13 protein-coding genes and 1 pseudogene are annotated in these 20,782 nt (G+C 74.4%); 7 read left to right on the top strand and 7 right to left on the bottom strand.

Annotation, left to right across the window (positions count from 1 at the left end; genetic code table 11):
- Window positions 1-107 precede the first annotated feature (107 nt).
- The 5 genes from ACH4ZX_RS28460 to ACH4ZX_RS28440 form a co-directional block, all read right to left on the bottom strand.
- Window positions 108-1,532: an extracellular solute-binding protein gene (locus ACH4ZX_RS28460; RefSeq protein WP_398278607.1), complete on the bottom strand. Its 1,425-nt coding sequence runs from the start codon at window positions 1,530-1,532 to the stop codon at window positions 108-110.
- A complete protein-coding gene (locus ACH4ZX_RS28455; protein ID WP_398278604.1) occupies window positions 1,532-4,525 on the bottom strand; it encodes a substrate-binding domain-containing protein in 2,994 nt (997 codons plus the stop codon). Before ACH4ZX_RS28455 ends, ACH4ZX_RS28460 begins: the two co-directional genes overlap by 1 nt.
- Window positions 4,526-4,533: 8 nt before the next feature.
- Window positions 4,534-4,899, bottom strand: a complete 366-nt coding sequence (locus tag ACH4ZX_RS28450) for a hypothetical protein (protein WP_398278601.1) — start codon at window positions 4,897-4,899, stop codon at window positions 4,534-4,536.
- 67 nt (window positions 4,900-4,966) lie between these two features.
- Window positions 4,967-6,295 (bottom strand): hypothetical protein, encoded by a 1,329-nt coding sequence (locus tag ACH4ZX_RS28445; protein ID WP_398278598.1) that lies wholly within the window; start codon window positions 6,293-6,295, stop codon window positions 4,967-4,969.
- Window positions 6,296-6,364: 69 nt separating this feature from the next.
- A complete protein-coding gene (locus ACH4ZX_RS28440; RefSeq protein WP_398278595.1) occupies window positions 6,365-7,585 on the bottom strand; it encodes a PP2C family protein-serine/threonine phosphatase in 1,221 nt (406 codons plus the stop codon).
- Between the two features lie 126 nt (window positions 7,586-7,711).
- Here ACH4ZX_RS28440 and ACH4ZX_RS28435 point away from each other — a divergent pair, with 126 nt between their 5' ends.
- From ACH4ZX_RS28435 to ACH4ZX_RS28425, 3 genes are all read left to right on the top strand, one after another.
- Window positions 7,712-8,152, top strand: coding sequence for a hypothetical protein (locus ACH4ZX_RS28435; RefSeq protein ID WP_398278592.1), 441 nt, complete (start codon window positions 7,712-7,714; stop codon window positions 8,150-8,152).
- 1,007 nt (window positions 8,153-9,159) lie between these two features.
- The gene (locus ACH4ZX_RS28430; RefSeq protein ID WP_398278589.1) at window positions 9,160-10,068 is read left to right on the top strand and encodes a hypothetical protein; all 909 of its coding nucleotides are present in this window, start codon (window positions 9,160-9,162) and stop codon (window positions 10,066-10,068) included.
- Window positions 10,069-10,547: 479 nt separating this feature from the next.
- On the top strand, window positions 10,548-11,006 hold the full coding sequence (locus tag ACH4ZX_RS28425) for a hypothetical protein (RefSeq protein WP_398278586.1): 459 nt from the start codon (window positions 10,548-10,550) through the stop codon (window positions 11,004-11,006).
- A 55-nt stretch (window positions 11,007-11,061) separates the two neighbouring features.
- On the opposite strand, the gene ACH4ZX_RS28420 is transcribed toward ACH4ZX_RS28425, so the two are convergent.
- Window positions 11,062-12,414, bottom strand: coding sequence for a PLP-dependent aminotransferase family protein (locus tag ACH4ZX_RS28420; RefSeq protein WP_398278584.1), 1,353 nt, complete (start codon window positions 12,412-12,414; stop codon window positions 11,062-11,064).
- A gap of 101 nt (window positions 12,415-12,515) precedes the next feature.
- Here ACH4ZX_RS28420 and ACH4ZX_RS28415 point away from each other — a divergent pair, with 101 nt between their 5' ends.
- Window positions 12,516-13,352, top strand: coding sequence for an alpha/beta fold hydrolase (locus ACH4ZX_RS28415; protein WP_398278581.1), 837 nt, complete (start codon window positions 12,516-12,518; stop codon window positions 13,350-13,352).
- 9 nt (window positions 13,353-13,361) lie between these two features.
- A pseudogene (locus ACH4ZX_RS28410) lies at window positions 13,362-14,344 on the top strand (endonuclease/exonuclease/phosphatase family protein).
- A 93-nt stretch (window positions 14,345-14,437) separates the two neighbouring features.
- On the opposite strand, the gene ACH4ZX_RS28405 reads toward ACH4ZX_RS28410, so the two are convergent.
- Window positions 14,438-16,534, bottom strand: a complete 2,097-nt coding sequence (locus ACH4ZX_RS28405; RefSeq protein ID WP_398278578.1) for a PhoX family protein — start codon at window positions 16,532-16,534, stop codon at window positions 14,438-14,440.
- 234 nt (window positions 16,535-16,768) lie between these two features.
- On the opposite strand from ACH4ZX_RS28405, the gene ACH4ZX_RS28400 reads away from it, so the two are divergent.
- Both ACH4ZX_RS28400 and metG read left to right on the top strand, forming a co-directional pair.
- On the top strand, window positions 16,769-18,817 hold the full coding sequence (locus ACH4ZX_RS28400; protein ID WP_398278575.1) for a VWA domain-containing protein: 2,049 nt from the start codon (window positions 16,769-16,771) through the stop codon (window positions 18,815-18,817).
- 161 nt (window positions 18,818-18,978) lie between these two features.
- Entirely contained in the window at window positions 18,979-20,694 is a 1,716-nt protein-coding gene (metG, locus tag ACH4ZX_RS28395) for a methionine--tRNA ligase (protein ID WP_398278573.1), read from the top strand.
- Window positions 20,695-20,782: the final 88 nt, after the last annotated feature.

Here is a 20,782-nt window from a genome sequence, read left to right as displayed (position 1 = left end):
GGTCCGGTCGGTCCCGCCACTCCCCTCGGTCCCGTCGGTCGGTCTCACCAGTCCCCTGCGCCACCAGTCCCCTCGGTCCGGTCAGTCCCCCAGTCCCCTCGGTCCGGTCAGTCCCGTCCGTCCGGCAGGGCCTTGCGGAGGGCCTTGTCCAGCCTTCTCGCCAGCGTCTCGTCGTCCGGCGGGCTGTCGCCGAACAGGGTGCCGAGCTGGTCGGTGAGGATCTGCGTGAAGGCGCCGTACAGCGGAGTGCGCGGACGCTGCACGGCACGTTTCAGGGCCGGAAGCAGGGTGGCGTGCGCGTACCTGGGCCGGCCCGCCGCGTCGCGGGGCATCCGGTCGTCGCCCTCCCCGGTCGGCGAGGGCGACGGGGAGGCAGCGGGGGCGCAGCGCACCTTGTCGTCCGTGTAGGCCGACTCCCGCGTCGCCGCGAACCCGGCGTCCAGCAGGCAGCGTTCGCTCTGCTTGCCGGTGAGGAAGGAGATCAGTTCCCTGGCCTTCGTCGCGCGCCGGGACGAGGCGGTCACCGCGAGGTTCTGGCCGCCGAGCACCGCGCGTCCGGGCAGCGGCGCCACGCCGATCTGGTCCTTCGTGAAGTTCTGGAACAGGGAGCGGTAGACGTACGGCCAGTGCCGGAGGAACGCGGTGCGGCCGTCGGCGAAGTCGCTCAGTGAGGCGGCCTCGTCGGAGTGGAAGGCGTCCGGCAGAAGGTAGGGCCTCTCGGTGCGCCGACGCAGCTCCGCGATGCCCCGCGTCAACTGGTCCACGTTGCCGGTGTAGCGGCCGTCGGCGTCGGTGAGGGACAGGTCCTTCACCGCCGTCGCGAACGCCTCCACCGCGTTGACCGTACGGCCCTCGTAGGCGGCGAGCTGGGTGGTCCAGCCTTGATCGTAGCCCTCGGGCCGGAGGTCGCCCACGTCGCCGATCAGGGCGTCGAGCTGGGTCCAGTTGATGCCGCCGCTCAGGTCGGTCTGCTGCACGCGGGCCCGATGCAGCCAGTCCCGCCGGTAGTAGAGCAGGCCGACGTCGCTGTTGAACGGCGCCGCGTACACCCGTCCGTCCCAGCGGGCGGTGCCGGCCACGGACGGAATGACGTCGGCGTCGATCATGCCGTCCGGCAGCGGGCGCACCAGGTGCGCGGCGGCGAACTCCGGTACCCAGGTCACGTCCAGGTTGACCACGTCGTAGGTCGCGCTGCCGGACTGGAGGGCGCCGAGCAGCTGGCTGCGCTGTTCGTCGGCGCTGCCGGGCAGTTCGACCAGCCGGGCGCTGTAGCTGGTGTGCTGCAGTTCCTGCTGCCGGTTCCAGGCGTCGATGAGCTGCTCGCGTACGCCGTTCTTGCCGGTGACGTCCCGGCCGCTGGCTATCACGATCTGGCCGGGCACCTCCTCGTCGGAGGGCGGCTGCGGCCCGCCCGAGCAGGCGGCCGACAGGAGCAGCGCCAGCAGCGCCGCGGTCCGTCCCACGGCCCGCACAGCCCGCAGGCCCCTCATGTCCCGCAGGCCCCGCATGCCTCGTACGGCTCGTTCGGCCATCAGTCGTCCCCCGTCCCGATGCGCGCGACCTCGTCGGCCAGGCCCGCGCCGATGTCGTCGTCGGCGTCCAGGCAGCGCCCGCCGCTCACCGCGGAGATCCGGGCGTCCGGCCTGCCCCGGCCGCAGCCGCCGCTCGCCAGGGACACCATGGTCACCGGCACCTTCTCCTGGCCGGCCTTGTACAGCACTTCGTCGATGCCGCCGACGGTCAGGCGGGAATTGTCCTCGTCGTCCGTGATGTAGACGATCAGCTGGGGGTGGTCGTCCCGGGCGCGGCGGTCGGCCATGTCCTTGAGCGCGGCGATCAGCGCGGCGCGCGGGTCGGCCTGGGCATCGCGGACCTTCGCGGCGTCGATGGTGCGTTCGGCGTCCTTGCGCCGGTGCTGCCCGAAGTCGAGGAGCCACTCGTACGGGTGCCCGTCCATCGTGCCGGCCACCGACCACACGCCGTACTCGTCCAGGTCGCCTAGCCCGCCGAGCGACTGCTTCAGCAGGCCACGACCGCCGCTCGCCCCCTTCCACTGGTCCGTCATGGACCAAGAGCTGTCGAGCAGGAACAGCACCCGGCCGGGCCCATGGGCGCCGCGGTACCGGGTGAGCGCGGTGTCCATCGCCCGCTGTCCGGACGCCTCGGTCAGCGGCGAGGGCGCGCGCAGCACCCCGCGGTCCATGTGGTCGGGGTCCAGCAGGTCCCGGTCGCCGTCGGCGGCGCGGAAGCCGTCACGCGCGAACACGGCCCGGCCGCCGGGGCCGGCGAGCCAGTCCCGGAACCGGCCGACCGCTTGCCCGCGCGCCTCCTCGTCCCGGTCGGCGCCCTTCCAGCGGACCCGGACGAAGGTGGGCTCGATGCCGGGCACGTCGCCCGGGTACTCCGCCATCCGCGGGGTACGCCTCGTACGGTCGCAGTCCAGGCCGGTCTTCATCAGGAACTCGGGGACGAGCGCGGCGGTGCGCTGGTCGACGGTGATGTCCTCCGGCAGCGCGCACAGCAGGTCGGCGGCAGTGCGGGACGGCGGGCCCGGCTGGGCGACCTGCCTCTCGGCGCGAGCCGGATCGGCGCCGGTGCCGTACAGGCCCGTCGTGGCGAGCAGCGCCGCGTCGGTGAACTCCGGGTCCGGGCGGCGCACCTCGACATCCGCGGACCGCTCGCTGAGGTCGTGCAACAGCTGGGACAGCGTGGGCCGGACGCGGCGCTGGTCCTCGGTGGCCGCCATCTTCTTGGGAACGGCGAGCACGATCGGCGAGTACGCCAGCGGCTCGGTGTCCGACTTCAGACGGGCCATGGTGTCGGTGTCCTGGCCCTTGGTGACCCGGGCGACGTCGGCGGAGGAGGCCGGGATCCACACGTCCGGCTGCGGGCCGACGTCGCGCTGCGGGTTGGTGTCCTCGTCGGGGGGTTCCCTCCAGGCCTCGGTCTGCCGGCGCAGCGCGTTGATCGCGTCGGCGGAGCCCGCGCTGTAGACGGTGACGCCGCTGCGCCGGCAGCCGTCGCCGTCGGTGTTCGCGTCCGACATCAGGTACGCGGCGGCCGCCGCGGTCACGGTGGCCTCCAGGTCGGGGTCGGTCAGCACGCGCAGTTCGAGGGGCGGCGCGCAGGAGGAGCCGTCGGACAGCAGCGTGAACAGGGCGCAGGACCCGAATCCGGTGGCGAGCAGCGCGAGCACCAGGGTGACCCTCCCGGCCGGCCGCAGTCGCCGGTACCAGGCGGCGAGCAGAACGGCGGGGGCCCGTAAGCGGGCGAGGAGGTCCCGGACTGCCCGGCCGGGAAGCGCCGGCCGCGCCGCGCTCCCCGCACCGCCCGGCTGGGGCGGGCCGGAGCCGGGCGGGTCCGCGGCCCGGCCCGGCGCCTTCGAGCCGGGCACCGGCGCATGCGAGGTGGAGCCCGACAGGTGCGAATCCGGGTGCGGGTCCCGGTCCGGGTCCGGGTCCGACAGGTACGGGGCAGTCCCGGGCGTGGAGGCGGTCGGCGTGGACCCGGTCGGCGTGGCCGAACCCGGCGACGGCGGACGCGAACCCGGCGACGGCTCGGCCGCCCCGGACCGTCCGGATCCGGCGGAGGACGAGCCGAGGGATCCGGTGCCGAGGGAATTGGTGTCGGGCGAGCCGGTATCGAGGGAACCGGTGTCAGTCGAGCCGAGGGCGGGCGAACCGGTGCCGGGCGAGCCGAGGACGGGTAAGGCCGTTCCGGGTGAGGCCGTTCCGGGTAAGGCCCGTCGGTCGGGCGGTGTCTGCGCCGGGCTCCCCGGGCGGGCCACCCCGCGGGCCGACAGCAGGACGTCCTCGCCCGGCTCCGTCCGGCTGAGCGGCTCCCACGGCTGGTCCCGTATCGTCCGCAGGCCCGCCGCCCGCATCCCGGTGCGTAAGTCCTCCGCGAGCCGGCCGAACCACACTTCCCCCTCACCGGCGAGGAGTTCGGCCAGCAGGGCGGTGAACGGCGTCGGCGTCGCCGGATCGCCCGCGTCGATGCGGTGGTTGGCCTGCACGCTCGTCAGCAGCAGCACCCGCCGCCGGTCCGGGACGTGCTCCCAGATCCAGGCCGCGTTGCCCGCGAAGCAGCAGTCGAGGACCACCACGATCCGCTCGGCCCGGCTGGTGCCCAGCATGCCCAGCACCGTGGTGAACATCTCGGCGCCGGGGAAGACCGCCGCCTCGCCCGCGTACACGCCGGCGCCCCGCAGCTGCAGGAACAGCTCGTCACCCGCGCTGGGGATGGCCCCGTGGCCCGCGAAGTACACCAGCAGCAGGCCCTCGGCCTCCTCCGCGACCCTGCGCAGCTGGTGCTCGAAGTCGTGCGTGTACGGCGACCGCAGCAGCACCAGCTCGCTCGCGCCGAACACCCCGCCCCGCTGCAGCACGTCCCGGAGCCGGTCCAGGTTGTGCCGCACGGCCGGAAGGTCGCCGGGCACCCCGTGCGGCGGCTTCGTGTGGTCGTACTCGGACACGCCGACCAGCAGCACCCGGTTCGCCTTGCCACGCCCGTCGAAGCGGCTCACCGGGCGGCCTACCTGTCGTCGGGTCCCACACCGTCGACGTCGGCGCCGGGCGGTTCACCGTTCTCGACGTCCCGGCGGTTGGAACGCCAGGCCTGGACGGCGAGCCTCACCTGGTGCAGCAGTTCCACAAACACGACGGACGTGCCCGTATCGACCAAGTGCACGACGATCTCCGAGCCGATGCCCATCGGGGCACCCGGTTCGGCGTCCGTGCGTCTGCGGACGTCGATCCGCAGCTCGCCGGCGCGCGCCAACCGGTCGAGCGGGGTCTCCCGCTCCAGCCACTTCTTCAGCGCGCCGATGTCGCTCTCGCTCGCGGTCCGGTCCAGCCGTACGCGAATCTCGTGGTCGGCCACTCCATCCCCCTCAGCCATGACACACCATCATGGCACCGGGGTCACCGACCGGGGAGGGTCGGGTCGACACTGCGTCACAATTGGCTCAACCCTGTGTCTGCAACTGACCGAGCTGGCGCCGGACATGTTCCAACGCGCCCTCTCTGCGCCCCGGCACGCGGGAGCGCAGGTCCGCCAGCAGGGAGCCGAGTTCCCGCGCACCGGCCGGGTCGCCGATCAGCCCCCACTGGTGGTGCGCACGGTCCACGGCCGCCTCGACGGCCGGCGCGTCCGGCGCCTGCCCGGCCGACAGCCGCGCGGCGGCCACCGCCAGCCAGGTGCGGCAGCTGCGCACCGGGTCACCGGCGAACATCGCCAGGTCGGCCCGAACTTCGGCCCAGTGCAGCGCCTCCTCGGAGCCCGGCCCGTGGGCGCGCAGGGCGGCCTGTTCGTGCCGGGCGGCGAGGGCGTCGGCGTCCGCGTGCCGCCCGGACCGGACGGCGTCGGAGATGACGGCGTGCGGGTCGTCGCCCGCGTCCGCCGCGGCGGCGTCCGGCTCCTCGGGCGCCCTCGAACCGGGCGGTCCGGGCAGGCGGGCGGCCCCGTCGGAAACGGCCGAAGACTCGGAAGGCTGTAAGGGCTCGGAAGGCTCCGCGGGCGCGGAAGGCTCCGCGGGCGCGGAAGGCTCCGGGGGCTCGGAGGGCCGGGGCACGAAGGCCGGACCCCCCGCGCCGGACACCACCGCGACCGACGGCGACGCCGACGCAGGCGCGGGCGCGGGCGCGGGCCCAGCCGCCGACGCCGACGCCGACGCGGGCGCCAGCAGCAGGTCCCCGTAGCCGTCGCTGCCCAGCCGTGCCACCGCCTGCTGGTGGAGGTCCGCCAGTTCCGGCCGGTGCCCGCTGCGCAGGATCGTCGCCACCGCCTTCATGTACGCCGGCACGGCCACCGCGCGCCGGCCCGGCGGCGGCGCGATGCGACCGTAAACGGCGTGGCCGGGCCCCGAGTCGAGCGGGTGGGCCCGCAGCCACTCCCAGGTCTCCGGATCGGCGTGCAGGTCGAGGAGGAGGGAGGTCGTCCCGGCCGCCCGCAGCCGCAGTTCCTCCCGGATCCAGTGCCAGGGCAGGGCGGTATAGCGGACGGTGGCGGGCGTCGTACGGGCCAGCGCGAGATGCGGCAGGCGCTGGCGGCGGTCGAGCTGGAGCTGGCCGGTGACGAACACGGTCAGCGGGCCGGTCGCGGCCGCGGCGGCCCGCAGCCGGGTCAGCACGGCCTGCGGCTCCAGGGGGTCGGCGAGTTCGACGACGTTCGCGGTCTCGGTGCCGGACAGCACGGCGGGCGGGACGGCCGCGAGGACGGGGAGCACCGAAGCGGCGTCCACCAGGCACCCCTTGCCCGCCGGCGATGCGGCGAGCAGCAGCACGGTTCCGGGCATCGTTCCCTCCCCATCCCCCGTCGATCACGTACGGCAGCACCGTAACGGCTGCGGGTGCAAAGGTGGGCCTCAGGACGGCAGACGCACCCGTCCGGGTCGCCCGGACGTGACGCGCCGCACGGCGAAGATCGTCGCGTCGTCGGCGAGCCGCCGGCCGCAGTGCCGCAGCGTGTCGTCCCGGACGAGGGCGACCAGGCGCCGCGGGTCGGCGGTCCCCGGGTCGGCGGCGACGGCGCCGGCCACGTCCACCAGGAGGGGGTAGAACGCCCCGTCGTCGTTGCGGGCCTCGGTGACGCCGTCGGTGGTCAGCAGCAGGGTCTCACCGGGGGCGACGGGCACCCGGTGCACCGGCGGCGGCCCCTCGTCGGTCAGATCGGCGAGGCCGAGCGGGAGGCCGTCGCCGGGCGGCAGGGTGCGCACGCCCGCGGGGCCGACGACCAGCGGCGGTTCGTGGCCGAAGACGACGACGTCGACCGCGTCGGGGCAGTCCTCCGGGAAGCCGAGCAGCACGGCGGTGGCGAAGCGTTCGCCGTCGTCCCGGCCGAGGGCCGCGGTGTGCTCGCGGTGGCGCGTCATCCGGATCTCCAGACGCTCGGCGATCGTGATCAGGGAGGCCTCGTGGTAGCCGGCCTCGCGGAACGCGCCGAGCAGCGCGGCCGCCGCCTCGACCGCGCCGAGGCCCTTGCCCTGGACGTCGCCGAGCAGGACGCGGGTGCCGTGCGGGCCGGGCTGGACGTCGTAGAAGTCGCCGCCGACCCGCGCCTCGACGTCGGAGGCGAGGTAGACGGCCGCGTGGTCGAGGCCGCCCCAGCCCGGCGGCAGGGGGCGCAGCACGGTGCGGCGGGTGGTGTCGGCGATGTCCCGCATGTGCAGCATGCGGCGCTCGCCGCGCAGCCGCACCGCGCAGGCCAGGACCGCGAGGACGCCGCCGACGGCGACGAGGATGAAGTCGGGCAGGCCGTTCTGGTACTGGTGCGGCCAGGACTGGTCCCCGATGACGTACGCGCCGAGGGCGAGCGCGGCGAAGGCGGCCGTGCCCCACAGCCCGCAGATGGCGGCGGCGATGCCCGGCACCAGCACGATCCAGGAGATGATCCGGAACTTGCCGGTGCTGTTGAAGTCGATGGCCATGATGCCGATGAGCAGCAGCAGCGGAGGGACCCAGGCGACGCTGCGCCCGCGCACCCGCAGCAGCTGGTGCCGGTACAGCACGTCCTCGCGTCCGGCCCGCGGCACCCGGTGGAGCGGAGCCCGGCCGCCGCCCGCCCGCCTCGGCACCCGCCCGCTCATGAGCCCCAGCGAAGCACGCGTCCGCCCCCCGCGCATCCGGGCGGGAACCGGTCGCGTCCGCCGACTTGCCAGGACCCCCGCGCCGGTGTGCTCTGGAAGCCGGGGCGAGGAGGAAGGAGTGCTCCCATGACGCACGCGGCACCCAGGCGCGGCGAACTGGTCAGGCCCACCCGCACACCCGACGTCTTCGACGAACGCGTCCACACGGCGGCACGCTACGGGGTACCCGTCGCCTTCGGGCTCGTCTACGGCTACTGGGCGGCGGCGAACCGGCGCGCCGGCGGCCCCATCACCGGCTGGAACCTCCTGTTCGGCTTCGTGACCGCGGTGGTGTTCATGGTGCTGTGCATCGCCGTGGCGGTCCTCGCGCCGCGGCTGAAGCGGGAACTGCACTCGCTGACGAAGTCCGCGTTCGCGGGCGCGGCGATCGCCTTCCTCTTCAACCAGAGCGGCGCGTCCGTGCTGGAGTGCGTGGCACTGGGCCTCGCCGTCACGGCGGGCGTCTTCGCCGTCTTCTTCTACCGCTACTACACACGCGAGGACGCAGCGGGCAACCGCATCCGCTGACGAACACCACCGCCCGTCCGGGCCCTGCCCGGACGGGCGACGCGACGCGGCGCGGCGCGGCCGGACGGCAACGCGGCGGCACGGCAGCCCCGCGACACGGCGGCGATGCGGCGCGGCCGGCGGCCCGGCAGCGGGGCGGCCAAGCGACGGGCACCGCCCAGGCGACGGCACGGCCCAGACGACGGCACGGCCCAGACGACGGCACGGCCCGGCGACGGCGGGATGCGGCAGACCGCAAACGGCGTGCCCGGGAACGGCACGACCGGACGGCACGGGTCGGCTGCGACCGCAGCGGGGCCCGGCGGCGGGACGGCCACGCGGCAGTTGCGCCAGCAGCCCGGCCGAAGGACACGGCTGCCCGGCGGCGAGGGGCCCGGGCAGCCCGGCGGCGACGCGGCCGACGGCCTGGCCTGGCGGCGGTGAGGCGGCCCGGCGGCGGGACGACGTGGCCAGCCGCACGGCGGCGCCGCTTGGCAGCCGCACGGCCCGTTGGCGGCACAGCACGGCCCGTTGGCGGGGACAGCCGGACTGCGTTGCCCGGCGACAGCGCGGGCGACGGTGAGGCGGCCCGGCGGCGGGACGACGTGGCAGCCGCACGACGGCGCCGCTTGGCAGCCGCACGGCCCGTTGGCGGCACAGCACGGCCCGTTGGCGGGGACAGCCAGACTGCGTTGCCCGGCCACAGCGCGGGCGACGGCGCCACGGCCCGGCGACGGCCCGGCGGCGGGACGGCCGGAGGACACGGCCCGGCGGCGGCACGGTCGGGCGAACAGCGCGGCCAGCGGTACAGGACGGCGTGCGGCCGGCGCCACGGCCCGGCCACAGCACGGGCGACGACGCCACGGCCCGACGGCGGCAGGCGGTGCGACCGGAAGACGCGGTCCGGCGACGGCACGGCGGGCGGCGTGAGCGAGAGCGGATCCGGCGTGCGGCGGCGCGGGCGGGCGGGGCACCCGATTGCGGGCGTAGCGGTCGCGGGAGGCGGGTCGGGGACGTTGCCTGGGAGGGTGCCCTCACGACTGCGCGGCGTCCTGTCGGCCGCCCTGATCACCCTCGCCTGTCTCCTCGCGCCGTTCGGCGCGCTGGCCGCCTGGGCCGCCTACGGGCTGGCCGACACCGGCCGGTACGTCGCCACGCTGGCGCCGCTGGCGTCGGACCCGGCCGTGCGGAACGCCGTCGCGGAGACCGTCGGCGCCGGGATCATGGACGAGGTCGACGACCGGCTCGACGTCCGGCCGATGCGGGGGAGCGTGCGCCCCTTCGTGCACGACGCGGTGCGCTCGTTCACCCGGACCGAGGCCTACCGCACGGCGTGGGACGCCGGGAACCGGGCCGTCCACGACGCCGTGTTGCGCGCCCTGCGCGACGAGCGCGAGCGCGCGGTGACCGTCGACCTCGCGCCCGTCACCGCGCAGGTCAAGCGGAAACTGGCCGACGAGCACATGCCGCTGGCCGATCGCATCCCGGTCGAGCACACCGAGGTGGCCGTGGTGCCGGCCGCGGACCTGGACCGGTTCCGGAGAGGTTTTCGCGTGCTGGAGGCCGCCGGTCTCTGGCTGCCGCCGGCGGCCGTCGTCCTCGCCGTCGCAGGGATCGCCGTCGCCGGCTGCCGCCGCCACGCGGTCACCGCGACCGCCCTCGGCACCGCGCTGGGCGGTGCGCTGCTCGCCCTCGCCGTCGCGGTCGGCCGCCGTCTCACCCTCGCCGACCTGCCCGAACCGTCCCACCGGACGGCCGCGGGCGCGGTCTACGACGCCCTCACCGCCTCCCTGCGCCAGGCCTCCTGGCTGCTGGTCGCCCTCGGCCTGACGGTCGCCCTCGGCGCCTGGCTCACCGGCCGCCCGGGCCCTCTCGGACGACGCCACGGAGAACCCGCGGCACCCGCCCCGGCCCCGGCCCCCGGCCGACCCGCCTGAGAGCCCGACGCCCCCACCGGCCCACGGCGTCCACGACGGGCTCGGTGTCGTCCGGCCCTTCGAACCTGCTCGAATCGTGGCACGGAAGCTCGCCGTAGCAGTCCTGCCCGATGCAGTCTGCTGCCTGACGAAGACGAAGGCCACGGCAATCCGAGGGCCGGGGGCCGGGGAAAACGGGGGGCCGGGGGAAACGGGGGGCCGGGGGAAACGGGGGGCCGGGGGAAACGGGAAACGGGGGAAACGGGAAACGGGGGACGGGGGACGGGGGAATCGCAGCAGAGGTGAGAACGGGGAGGCCAGAGCCCCTCGGCAGGATGCCGAGACTCTGCGCGCTGCTCATCCTGCCGCGCTCCCCCGCCGCCCACCGGGACCCCGCCGCCCACCGGGACCCCGCCGCCCGCCGGAACCTCGCCGCCCGCCGGCCGCCCGCATCCCCCACCGGTCATCGGTCTGATCACTCGCGATCACACGGAGGAAGAATGATCAAGGAAAGACTCGGCAAGTGGGGCGCACGCTCCGCGGCGTTGGCCGTCGCGATACCCCTCATGGGCATCGGCCTCAGCACACCCGCGTCCGCGGGCACCTGCACCACCTCGGGCTGCGGCGGTGAGGTCAGCAACAACTCGCGTATGCCGGTCCGTATCGCCAACTGCTGGTCCGGGACCTCCAGCACCTACTCCGGGGACAAGCTTCCCTGCGTGCAGCACGTGAACTACTGGGCCGCCTACTACTCCGACGTGGAACTCCCGGCGGGCGACGAGTCGAAGTTCCATTACTACTACTACGACACCGACGCCGTCCGGTTCTACAAGGGCTGCGTCACCAAGTGGCATTACTGGGGCGGCTGGACCAACACGGAGGACCGGCGCGGCAAGGCCAGCCTGTGGAAGAAGTTCAGCGATCTGGACCACGTCTACATCGAGAGCATCACCTGCTGACGAGTCCTGGCCCGTGACACGGCCGCACGGCCGGCCGCAGCGAGCCGGGCGCGCCTCAGGTCCCGTACCGGCGCCCGCCCGGGCGCTCCCCGGCGATGGCCGCGAGGGTGCGCAGGGCGCGGTCCAGGTCGGCCGGTGGGGCCGATGCGAGGCCGAGACGGACGGCGTCGGGGGTGTGGCCCGGGTCGACGGCGAAGGCGGGGCCGGGGGTGACGGCGATGCCGTGCGCGGCCGCGGCGGCCGTGAAGGTGTCCGCGCGCCACCCGGCGGGCAGCTCCCACCAGGCGAAGTACGCGCGCGGGTCGGACCGTACCCGGAAGCCGTCGAGGCGCCGGGCCACCAGCCGCTGCCGGGCCGCCGCGTCCGCGCGTTTCGCCGCGACCAGCCGCTCCACCGTGCCGTCCCCGGCCCACCGCACGGCCGCCTCCAGCGCGAACCGTCCCGCGCTCCACCCCCCGGACCGCACGGCGCCCGCCACCGCCTCCGCCCGCCCGGGTGGCACGACGAGGAGGCCGACGGTGAGGCCGGGCGCGACCCGCTTGGACAGGCCGTCGACGACCAGGGTCAGGCCGGGGGCGTGGGCGGCAAGGGGCGCCGGGGCCGACTCGTCGAGGAAGGACCAGATGCGGTCCTCGACGACGGGCAGCCCCAGGTCGGCGACGGCCTCCGCGAGCCGGCGGCGCCGGCCGGCGCCCATCGTCGCGGACGTCGGGTTGTGCAGGGTCGGCTGGACGTAGAGGGCCGACAGCCGCGCGGCGGCCACGGCCTTCGGGCGCAGGCCCTCCTCGTCCGTCGGCAGCGGGACCAGGGTGAGGCCGAGCCGGGCGGCGATCTCCTTGACCAGCGGATACGTCAGCGCCTCGACGCCGACGCGGCCGCCCGGCCGGACCAGGGAGGCGAGCGCGGCGGCGATGGCCTGGCGGGCGCTGCCGGTGAACAGCACCTGCTCGGGCGCGATCTCCCAGCCCGGCGTCGCGAACAGCGCGGCCGCCGCGCGGCGGGCGGCGGCGGTGCCGGCAGCGGGGGCCGGGCGCAGCGCCTCGGTCAGCGTGTCGGGGCGCAGCAGCGGCGCGAGGGCGGGCGCGAGGAGTTCCGACTGGCCCGGCGCGGAAGGGTAGTTGAGCTCCAGGTTGACGGTGGCCGTGGTGCCGGGCTCGATCAGCGCGCGGCCGGCCGGCTGCTGCGGGGTGGCCCGCACGAAGGTGCCGCGGCCGACCTCGCCGACGACCAGCCCGCGCCGGACGAGTTCGCCGTACGCCCGCTCCGCGGTGGACACCGCGATCCCGTGCCGGCGGGCGAACCGGCGCTGCGGGGGCAGCCGTTCGCCGGGCCGGAGCCGGCCGGCCGTGATGTCGGCGGCGATGCGGTCGGCGATGCGCCGGTAGTCGATACGGCGGTGGTCGGCCACGGCGGGGCTCCTCTCGACGGGTCGCGCGCGGAGCGCGGGGATTGCACCGAAGGCAAAGATTTTATTGCACCGAGAAGCGGGGCGCTCCTAGGGTCGACCGCATGGCACCCTTCCTCGCACACGAGGACAAAGGCCCGGAAAATACCTCCTCCTTCCTTCCGCCGGCCCCCCTCGCCTCCCTCCCCTCCATCGCCTCCCTCGCCCCCCTCGTCCTCGTGCACGGCCATCCCTTCGACCGCACGATGTGGCACCCCCAGCTCGCCGCCTTCGCCGCCACCCGCCGGGTGATCGCCCCCGACCTGCGCGGCTACGGCGCGTCCCCCGTCTCCCCCGGCGTCACCCGCTTCGAGGAGTTCGCACGGGACGTCGTCGCGCTGCTGGACGACCTGGAGGTGGACGCGTTCGTGCCGGTGGGCCTGTCCATGGGCGGCCAGATCGTCATGGACTGCTACCGGCAGTTCCCGGACCGCGTCCGTGGCCTGGTCCTCGCCGACACCTTCCCCGCCGCCGAGACCCCGCAGGGGGTGCGCGCGCGGCACGCCCTGGCGGACCGCCTGCTGCGCGAGGGCATGCGCGGGTACGCCGACGAGGTGCTGGAGAAGATGGTGGCCCCGTACGCCGGCCCGCGGGTCAAGGCGCACGTGCACGGCATGATGACGGCCACCCCGCCCGAGGGCGCCGCGGCCGCCCTGCGCGCCCGCGCCGCCCGCCCCGACTACCGCGCCCTGCTCACCCGGGTCACCGTCCCCGCGCTGGTCGTCGTGGGCGCCGACGACACCTACACCCCGGTCGCCGACGCCGAGGCCATGCACGCGGCGCTGCCCGACGCGGACCTGCACGTCGTCGAGGGCGCGGCCCACCTGCCGAACCTGGAGCGGCCCGAGGAGTTCAACCGGGCGCTGGGGACGTTCCTGGCGCGGGTGGACGGCCCCTCGTAGGCTCGTGGCGTGCGATCGACGGGGCGGCGCGTCGGCGGCTGGTGCGCGGGGCTGCTGCTCGCCGGCGTCAGCGTCGTCGTCGGCTGCCGGGCCGCCGACAGCGACGGCGTCACGCCGGTGCCGCAGTTCCTGGCCTTCCTGCCCTGGCTGCTCGCGCCCACCGGGTGCGCGCTGCTGCTCGCGCTGCTCGCCAGGTGGTGGGCCGGGCTGGTGTGGGGGGTCGTCGTCCTCGGGCTGCTGGCCTGGTACGTCGAGCCGTACGGCAGGAGCGGCGAGCCGGGCGGGCCCGCGGTCGCCGAGCTGCGGGTGCTGACCTCGAACGTCGAGTTCGGGCGCGGCACCGTGCGAGGTGCCCGTGGCTGCGTTCGTCAGGCCCGCTGATCGCGGTGATCCGCCGCGAGCGGCCCGACGTCGTGTTCGTCGAGGAGTGCGAGCACGGGTGCCGGGCGGCGCTGGAGCGGACGTTCGGCGACGCCCTGCCCTTCCGGCGGGCCGCCGCCGCCGACGGCTCCGCGGGCGCGCTCCTGCTCAGCCGGTTCCCGCTGCGGAACGCGGCGGGCGTGCGGGGCGTCATCAGCATGCCCGGGGCGGTCGCCGACGTCGGCGGCCACACCGTACGGCTCCAGCTCGCGCACCCCGTGCCGCCGCTGCCCGGCCAGGTCGGCGTCTGGCGCCGCGAACTGGGCAGGCTGCGCGACTTCGCCGCCGCCGAACGGCGCACCCCGACCGTCCTGGCCGGGGACTTCAACGCCTCCCAGGACCACGCGGCCTTCCGCCGCATCCTCGACACCGGCCTGCGCGACGCCGCCCGCCTCGCAGGCCACGACCGCACCCCGAGCTGGCCGGCCCGCACCACGCCGACGATCGGCGTCCAGATCGACCACGTACTGGTGTCCCGGGACTTCTCCGTGAACACCGCCCGCTTCCTCGACCTGGCCGGCACCGACCACCGCGCCCTGCTCGTGGACATCGCGCTGCACGGGCCCGCCTGACCCGGACGGGCGAACAGAGAACAGTCAGGGGAGTGGAGTCGCGCGCACCCCACTCCCCTCGGGACTCCCCTCGGGACTCCCCTCGGGCGGGTCTCAGACGCCGATGTCGCGGCCGTCCTCACGCCACACCGCCACGACCGCCGGGCGGACGATCCGGCCGGGGCCGTCGGGCCAGGTGCTGGCGGGCTTCTCCACGGACGCCCCGTCCACCTCTCCCGGGTGCTGCACGGCGACCAGCACGCGCCGGTCCTGCACGACGGGACCGCAGGTCTCCGCGCCCGTCGGCACGGTCAGGAACTGCTTCAGCTCACCGCGCCGCTCGCCGCGCGTGGCGACCCCGAACAGCCCGTCGTGCGAGCCGAGCTGGTTGCCGTCGGTGGAGATCCACAGGTTGCCGTGCGGGTCGAAGGCCACGTTGTCCGGGCAGGAGATGGGGCTGACGTCGTCCTTCGGGAACCCGGCGAAGTAGGTCGCCGGGTCGTCCGGGTCGCCCGCGACCAGGAACAGCGACCAGCCGAACTCGGTGCTCTCGGCACGGCCCCGGCGCTCGGTCAGCTCCAGGATGTGCCCGTGCTTGTTGGCGTTGCGCGGGTTGGCCTCGTCGGCCTTGGCCTCGCTGCCGACACCGCGCTTGGTGTTGTTGGTGAGGACGACGTAGACCTTGCCGGTCTGCGGGGACGGCTGGATGTCCTCCGGCCGGTCCATCTTCGTCGCGCCGACCTTGTCGCCGGCCAGCCGCGTGAAGACGAAGACCTCCTCGGCGGTCATGCCCTCCACGTGCGAGACGGCGCCGTCGGCGGTCGCGGTGGCCAGCGGGATCCACTGACCGCTGCCGTCGAACTCGCCGTCCGAGGGCAGCGCGCCGCTGCCGTCGATCTCGGCGGCGGGCGAGTCGCCGGTGAGCCGGGCGACGTAGAGGGTGCCCTCGTCGAGCAGCGAGAGGTTGTGCTCCCGCACCGCGCGCGAGGAGCCGTGCTTCATCCGCTTGCTGCCGACGAACTTGTAGAAGTAGTCGAACCGCTCGTCGTCGCCGGAGTAGACGACCGGACGGCCGTCCGCCGTCAGCCGCACGGTCGCCGCCTCGTGCTTGAACCGGCCGAGCGCGGTGTGCTTGCGGGGCGTGGACGTCGGGTCGTACGGGTCGAACTCGACCACGTACCCGAACCGGTGCACCTCGTTCGGCTCCTGCGCGACGTCGAACCGCTTGTCGAACCGCTCCCACTTGCGCTCGGTCGCGCCGGTGCCGATGCCGTAGCGCTTGTCGGTGGCGCGGCTGCCGTTGGCGAAGTACTGGTTGAAGTTCTCCTCGCCGTGCAGGGTCGTGCCCCACGGGGTGGTGCCGCCGGAGCAGTTGTTGAGGGTGCCGAGCACCTTCGTGCCCGTCGGGTCGGCGGAGGTCTTCAGCAGGTCGCTGCCGGCGGCGGGGCCGGTCAGCCGGAACTCGGTGGTGGCGGTGACGCGCCGGTTCAGGGCGTGCCGGGGCACCGCGGTGAGCTTGCCGGTCTTCCGGTCCTCCGCCACGACCACGGCCGCCAGCCCGTGCGCGGCCCAGGCCACCTCGACCTGCTGCCGGGTCGGGTTCGCCGGGTCGTACCCGCGGAACATCAGGATCTCGTCGGTGTACTCGTGGTTGGCGACCAGGAGCTGCCGGCCGTGCTCGCCGGGCAGCGGCAGCAGGGCCAGGAAGTCGTTGTTGTACCCGAACTGCCCGGCCTGCGCGGCGGCGGTCTGGTTGTCGGGGTCGAAGGCCGGGGCACCGCGCAGGATGGGCTCGCCCCAGCGGATCACGACGTTCTGGCCGTACCCGTCCGGGGTGACGACGGCGTCGACGGTGTTGGGGGCGACGGGGTCGAACCGCAGCCCGCGCGCCGCCTTCGACGCCGGCCTGGGGTGCGACGTCGCACCCGCCGCGCCGGCGCCGGCGCCCGCCGCCTCGGCGGCCTGGGCCGGGCGGGCGGCCGCGAGGCCGGCCGTACCGGCCGCGGCGGCCACGGTGACGACGGCGGCGGCCCGCATCATCGAGCGGCGGCCGATGGCACCGGCGATGACGTCGCCGACGTACTCGTTGGAGCTGGTGTTGGGCACCTCGTGGAAACAGGCGTCACCACACCGGAAACGACAGGTCAGGGCGGATCGCCCACCCGGATGCGAGCCGGACGGCGTCCCGACGATCGGCAGTAGCTTGCGCACTTTGCTCTCCCCTTGCGTGCCCTTGGTATGAGCGTGACGTTAGGGGTGCGTATGTGCGGGAGGACGGCCGCGACATGAACGAAGAGTGAAGTCCCCGGCACCTCAGGCGCACTTGACACGGGGCCCGGCACAGGCCCCCGCCCCTACCCAAGATCGCCCTCCGGGGCGGCTAACCTTACGTGTCCGTCCTGGCCAGGGATTGACGGGCAACAACTTACGCGAAGGGGTGCGCACATGGGCATTCTCACTCTCCTGCGGAACGCTTTCGGCCGATCACGCAAGGAACGTGCGGCCGAGGCGGAGGGTGCGGACCGTACCTCTTCGCAGCCGTCGGAGGCGGCATCGACGCCGGTGGAGGCGGGACAGGCGGAGCAGCCGACGGTCCCCTCCCCGTCCCCCGAGCCCCAGCCCGCGGCCTCCGCCCGCGTCCCGGAGCCCCGCTCGTCGTCGGCCCCGGACACCGGTGATGAGCACGACCTGGTGGCGGCGGCCTTCGACAACGTGACGGTCCCCAAGCCGACGGACCCGGAGGAGCCGGCCGCTGAGCCGACGGCGATGTCGACGGAAGAGCCGGCCCCGGTGGAGGAGCCGGCCACCGAGCCGACGGTGGAGGAGCCGGTTACGGCCGAGGAGCCCGTTACGGCGGAGGAGGCCGTTACGGCGGAGGAGCCCGTTACCGCGGAGGAGCCCGTTACGGCGGAGGAGGCCGAGGCCGCCGACGAGGCCACGGTGACGGAGACCGAGCCCGAGCCCGAGGCGGAGGACGAGCCCGAGGCCGAGGCGGAGGCCGAGCCGCAGGCGACCGCCGAGGAGCCCACCCCGGAAACCGAAACGGTGACGGAGGCGGACGCGGAGGCGGACGCGGCGCAGGAGGAGCCGGAGGCGACTCCCGAACCGGCCGCCGAGGCCACCCCCGAGCCCGAAGCGACGGCGGCAGCCGACGCGGAGGAGCCCAAGACGGCAGCCGAGGAAGCGGTGGCGGAGCCCGAGGTCACACCGGCCGCCGAAGAGACCGCGGAACCCGAGGCCGAGCCCGAGCCGCAGGTGGAGGCCGAGCCCGAGCCCGAGCCCGAGCCGCAGGCGACCGCCGAGGAGCCCACCCCGGAAACCGAAACGGTGACGGAGGCAGAGGCAGAGGCGCCGCAGGAGGAGCCCGAGGCGACTCCCGAGCCGGCCACCGAGGCGACCGCCGAGCCCGCGTCAGAGGTGACCGCCGAGGAACCGGAGCCCGAGGCCGAGCCCAAGCCCGAGCCCGCCGGTGAAACGGCCTCCGAGCCCGAGGCCGTCGAGGCGCCGGAGCCTGCTGCGGAGCCGGAGCAGCCCGCAGACCCCGCTCCCGTAGCCGAACCCGAGGCCGAGTCGGCCCCGGAGCCCACCCCCGAAGCCGAGGCCGAGTCGGCCCCGGAGCCCACCCCCGAGCCGGAGCCCACCCCCGAAGCCGAAGCCGAGCCCGAGCCGGAGCCCACCCCCGCACCTGCCCCCGAGGCGGAGACGGAGCCGGAGCCCGCCCCCGAGCCCGCGCCCGAGGTCGTGGCCGCCGCCGCACGCGAAGGCGCTGCCCCCGAGGCCGATGCCGAGGCCGATTCCGTGACCGAGACCGGCACCGAGACCGGCACCGATGCCGAGACCGAGGCCACCGAAGCCGTCGGCCTCGGTTCCGCCTACCGGGCCGCCGCCGACGCTCTCGCCGCGCGGGGCCTCGCCGGTACCCGCGCCTCCGTGTACCTCGTACTCGACCGCTCGGCGTCGATGCGCCCGTACTACAAGGACGGCTCCGCGCAGGCCCTCGCCGAGCAGACCCTCGCCCTCGCCGCCCACCTCGACCCGGCCGGCCCCGGCACCAAGGTCCACGTCGTCTTCTTCTCCACGGAGCTGGACGGCACCGCCGACGTCACGCTCGCCGACCACGAGAACAAGATCGACGAGCTGCACGCGGGCCTCGGCCGCATGGGCCGTACCAGCTACCACGCGGCCGTCGAGGCGGTCGTCACCCACCACCAGAAGAACGCCGCCGCCCCGGAGGCCCCGGCTCTGGTCGTCTTCCAGACGGACGGCGCACCCGACGCGAAGACCCCCGCCACCCAGTCCCTCACGGACGCGGCGAAGAACCACCCCACCGTGTTCTTCTCCTTCGTCGCGTTCGGCGAGCACGACAACAAGGCGTTCGACTACCTCCGCAAGCTGAAGACCGACAACGCGTCCTTCTTCCACGCGGGCCCGGCCCCGCGCGAGCTCACGGACGCCGAGCTCTACGAGGGAGTCCTCGCGGCCTGGCGCCCGTAGCCACCGCGCGAAACCCCCCGGGCCCTCACCAGCCCCCACCGGGACCCCCCGGACCACCACGGGCCGCCCCTTCCCACCCTGCAAAACGGGAAGCGGGTGGCCCACCCATGTCGGCTACGATTTCAAGGTTCGTGAAACCCCCGACCTGGGAGCAGCCCCCGATGGCTCGACACCTCATCACCAGCGCCCTTCCGTACATCAACGGGATCAAGCACCTGGGCAACATGGTGGGGTCCATGCTCCCGGCGGACGTTTACTCCCGCTACCTGCGCCAGCGCGGCCACGACGTGCTGTACATCTGCGCGACGGACGAACACGGCACCCCGGCGGAGCTGGCGGCGAAGGAGCAGGGCCTGCCGGTCGACGAGTTCTGCGCACAGGCGCACGACGCGCAGAAGGCGGTCTACGACGGCTTCGCGCTGGCGTTCGACTACTTCGGCCGCAGCTCCAGCCCCGAGAACGTCGAGATCACCCAGCACTTCGCCCGCCGCCTGAACGAGAACGGCTTCATCGAGGAGCGGGCGATCCGCCAGGTCTACTCGCCCGCCGACGGCCGTTTCCTCCCCGACCGCTACGTGGAGGGCACCTGCCCGCACTGCGGCTACGACAAGGCCCGCGGCGACCAGTGCGAGAACTGCACGCGCGTCCTGGACCCGACGGACCTGATCAACCCGCGTTCCGCGATCTCCGGCTCCACGGACCTGGAGGTCCGCGAGACCAAGCACCTCTTCCTGCTGCAGTCCAAGCTCCAGCACGAGGTCGAGGAGTGGGTGGCCGCGCACGAGGAGGAGTGGCCGCAGCTCGCCGCCTCCATCGCCCGCAAGTGGCTGAACGAGGGCCTGCACGACCGCGCGATCACCCGCGACCTGGACTGGGGCGTGCCGGTGCCGGCCGACACCTGGCCGGAGCTGGCGGCCGAGGGCAAGGTCTTCTACGTCTGGTTCGACGCCCCGATCGAGTACATCGGCGCGACGAAGGAGTGGGCCGACCAGGACCCGGAGAACCGCGACTACCGGTCCTGGTGGTACGACGTCGACACCGAGGTCCGCTACACCGAGTTCATGGCGAAGGACAACGTCCCCTTCCACACGGTGATGTTCCCGGCCACGGAGCTCGGGGTGCGCGAGCCGTGGAAGAAGGTCGACTACGTCAAGGCGTTCAACTGGCTGACGTACTACGGCGGCAAGTTCTCCACGTCGCAGAAGCGGGGCGTCTTCACCGACCAGGCGCTGGACATCCTGCCCGCCGACTACTGGCGCTACTTCCTGATCGCCAACGCCCCCGAGTCGGACGACTCCTCCTTCACCTGGGAGCACTTCACCGCCACGGTGAACAAGGACCTGGCCGACACGCTCGGCAACTTCGTCAACCGCGTGCTGTCCTTCTCCAAGAAGCGCTTCGGCGAGGAGGTCCCGGCGGGCGGCGAGCCGGGCGAGGCCGAGGCGAAGCTCGGCACGGAGATCGCACGCCTCCTCGCCGAGTACGAGGAGCAGCTGGAGGCGCTCCAGTTCCGCAAGGCGGCCGCCGCGCTGCGCGCCCTGTGGTCCGCGGGCAACTCCTACCTCGAGGAGAAGGCCCCCTGGCTGGAGATCAAGACGAACAAGGAGGGCGCCGCCCTCACCCTCCGTACGGCGATGAACCTCATCCACCTCTACTCGGTGGTCTCCGAGCCCATCATCCCGACGACGTCGAAGGCGATGCGCGAGGTGTTCTCCCTGGCGGACGACACCGCGAGCTGGGTCACCCGTGAGGAGGCGAAGGCCCTCACCTCCGTCCCGGCCGGCACCGCCTTCACCGTCCCGCCGGTCCTGTTCGCCAAGCTGACGGACGAGGACCTGGAGACGTACAAGGAGCGCTTCGGCGGCGAGGACCAGTAACAGCAGCCAGGCACGACCTCCCCGCACAGCAACAGCGGCCCGGAAACCACCCGTTTCCGGGCCGCTGCGCGTTCCCAGGAACCGGCCG

The sequence above is a fragment of the Streptomyces sp. NPDC020490 genome (genome assembly GCF_044335305.1).
GTDB lineage: Bacteria > Actinomycetota > Actinomycetes > Streptomycetales > Streptomycetaceae > Streptomyces.
Note: the sequence above shows the minus strand (reverse complement) of the source record. Positions and strands in the feature narration are given on the sequence as shown.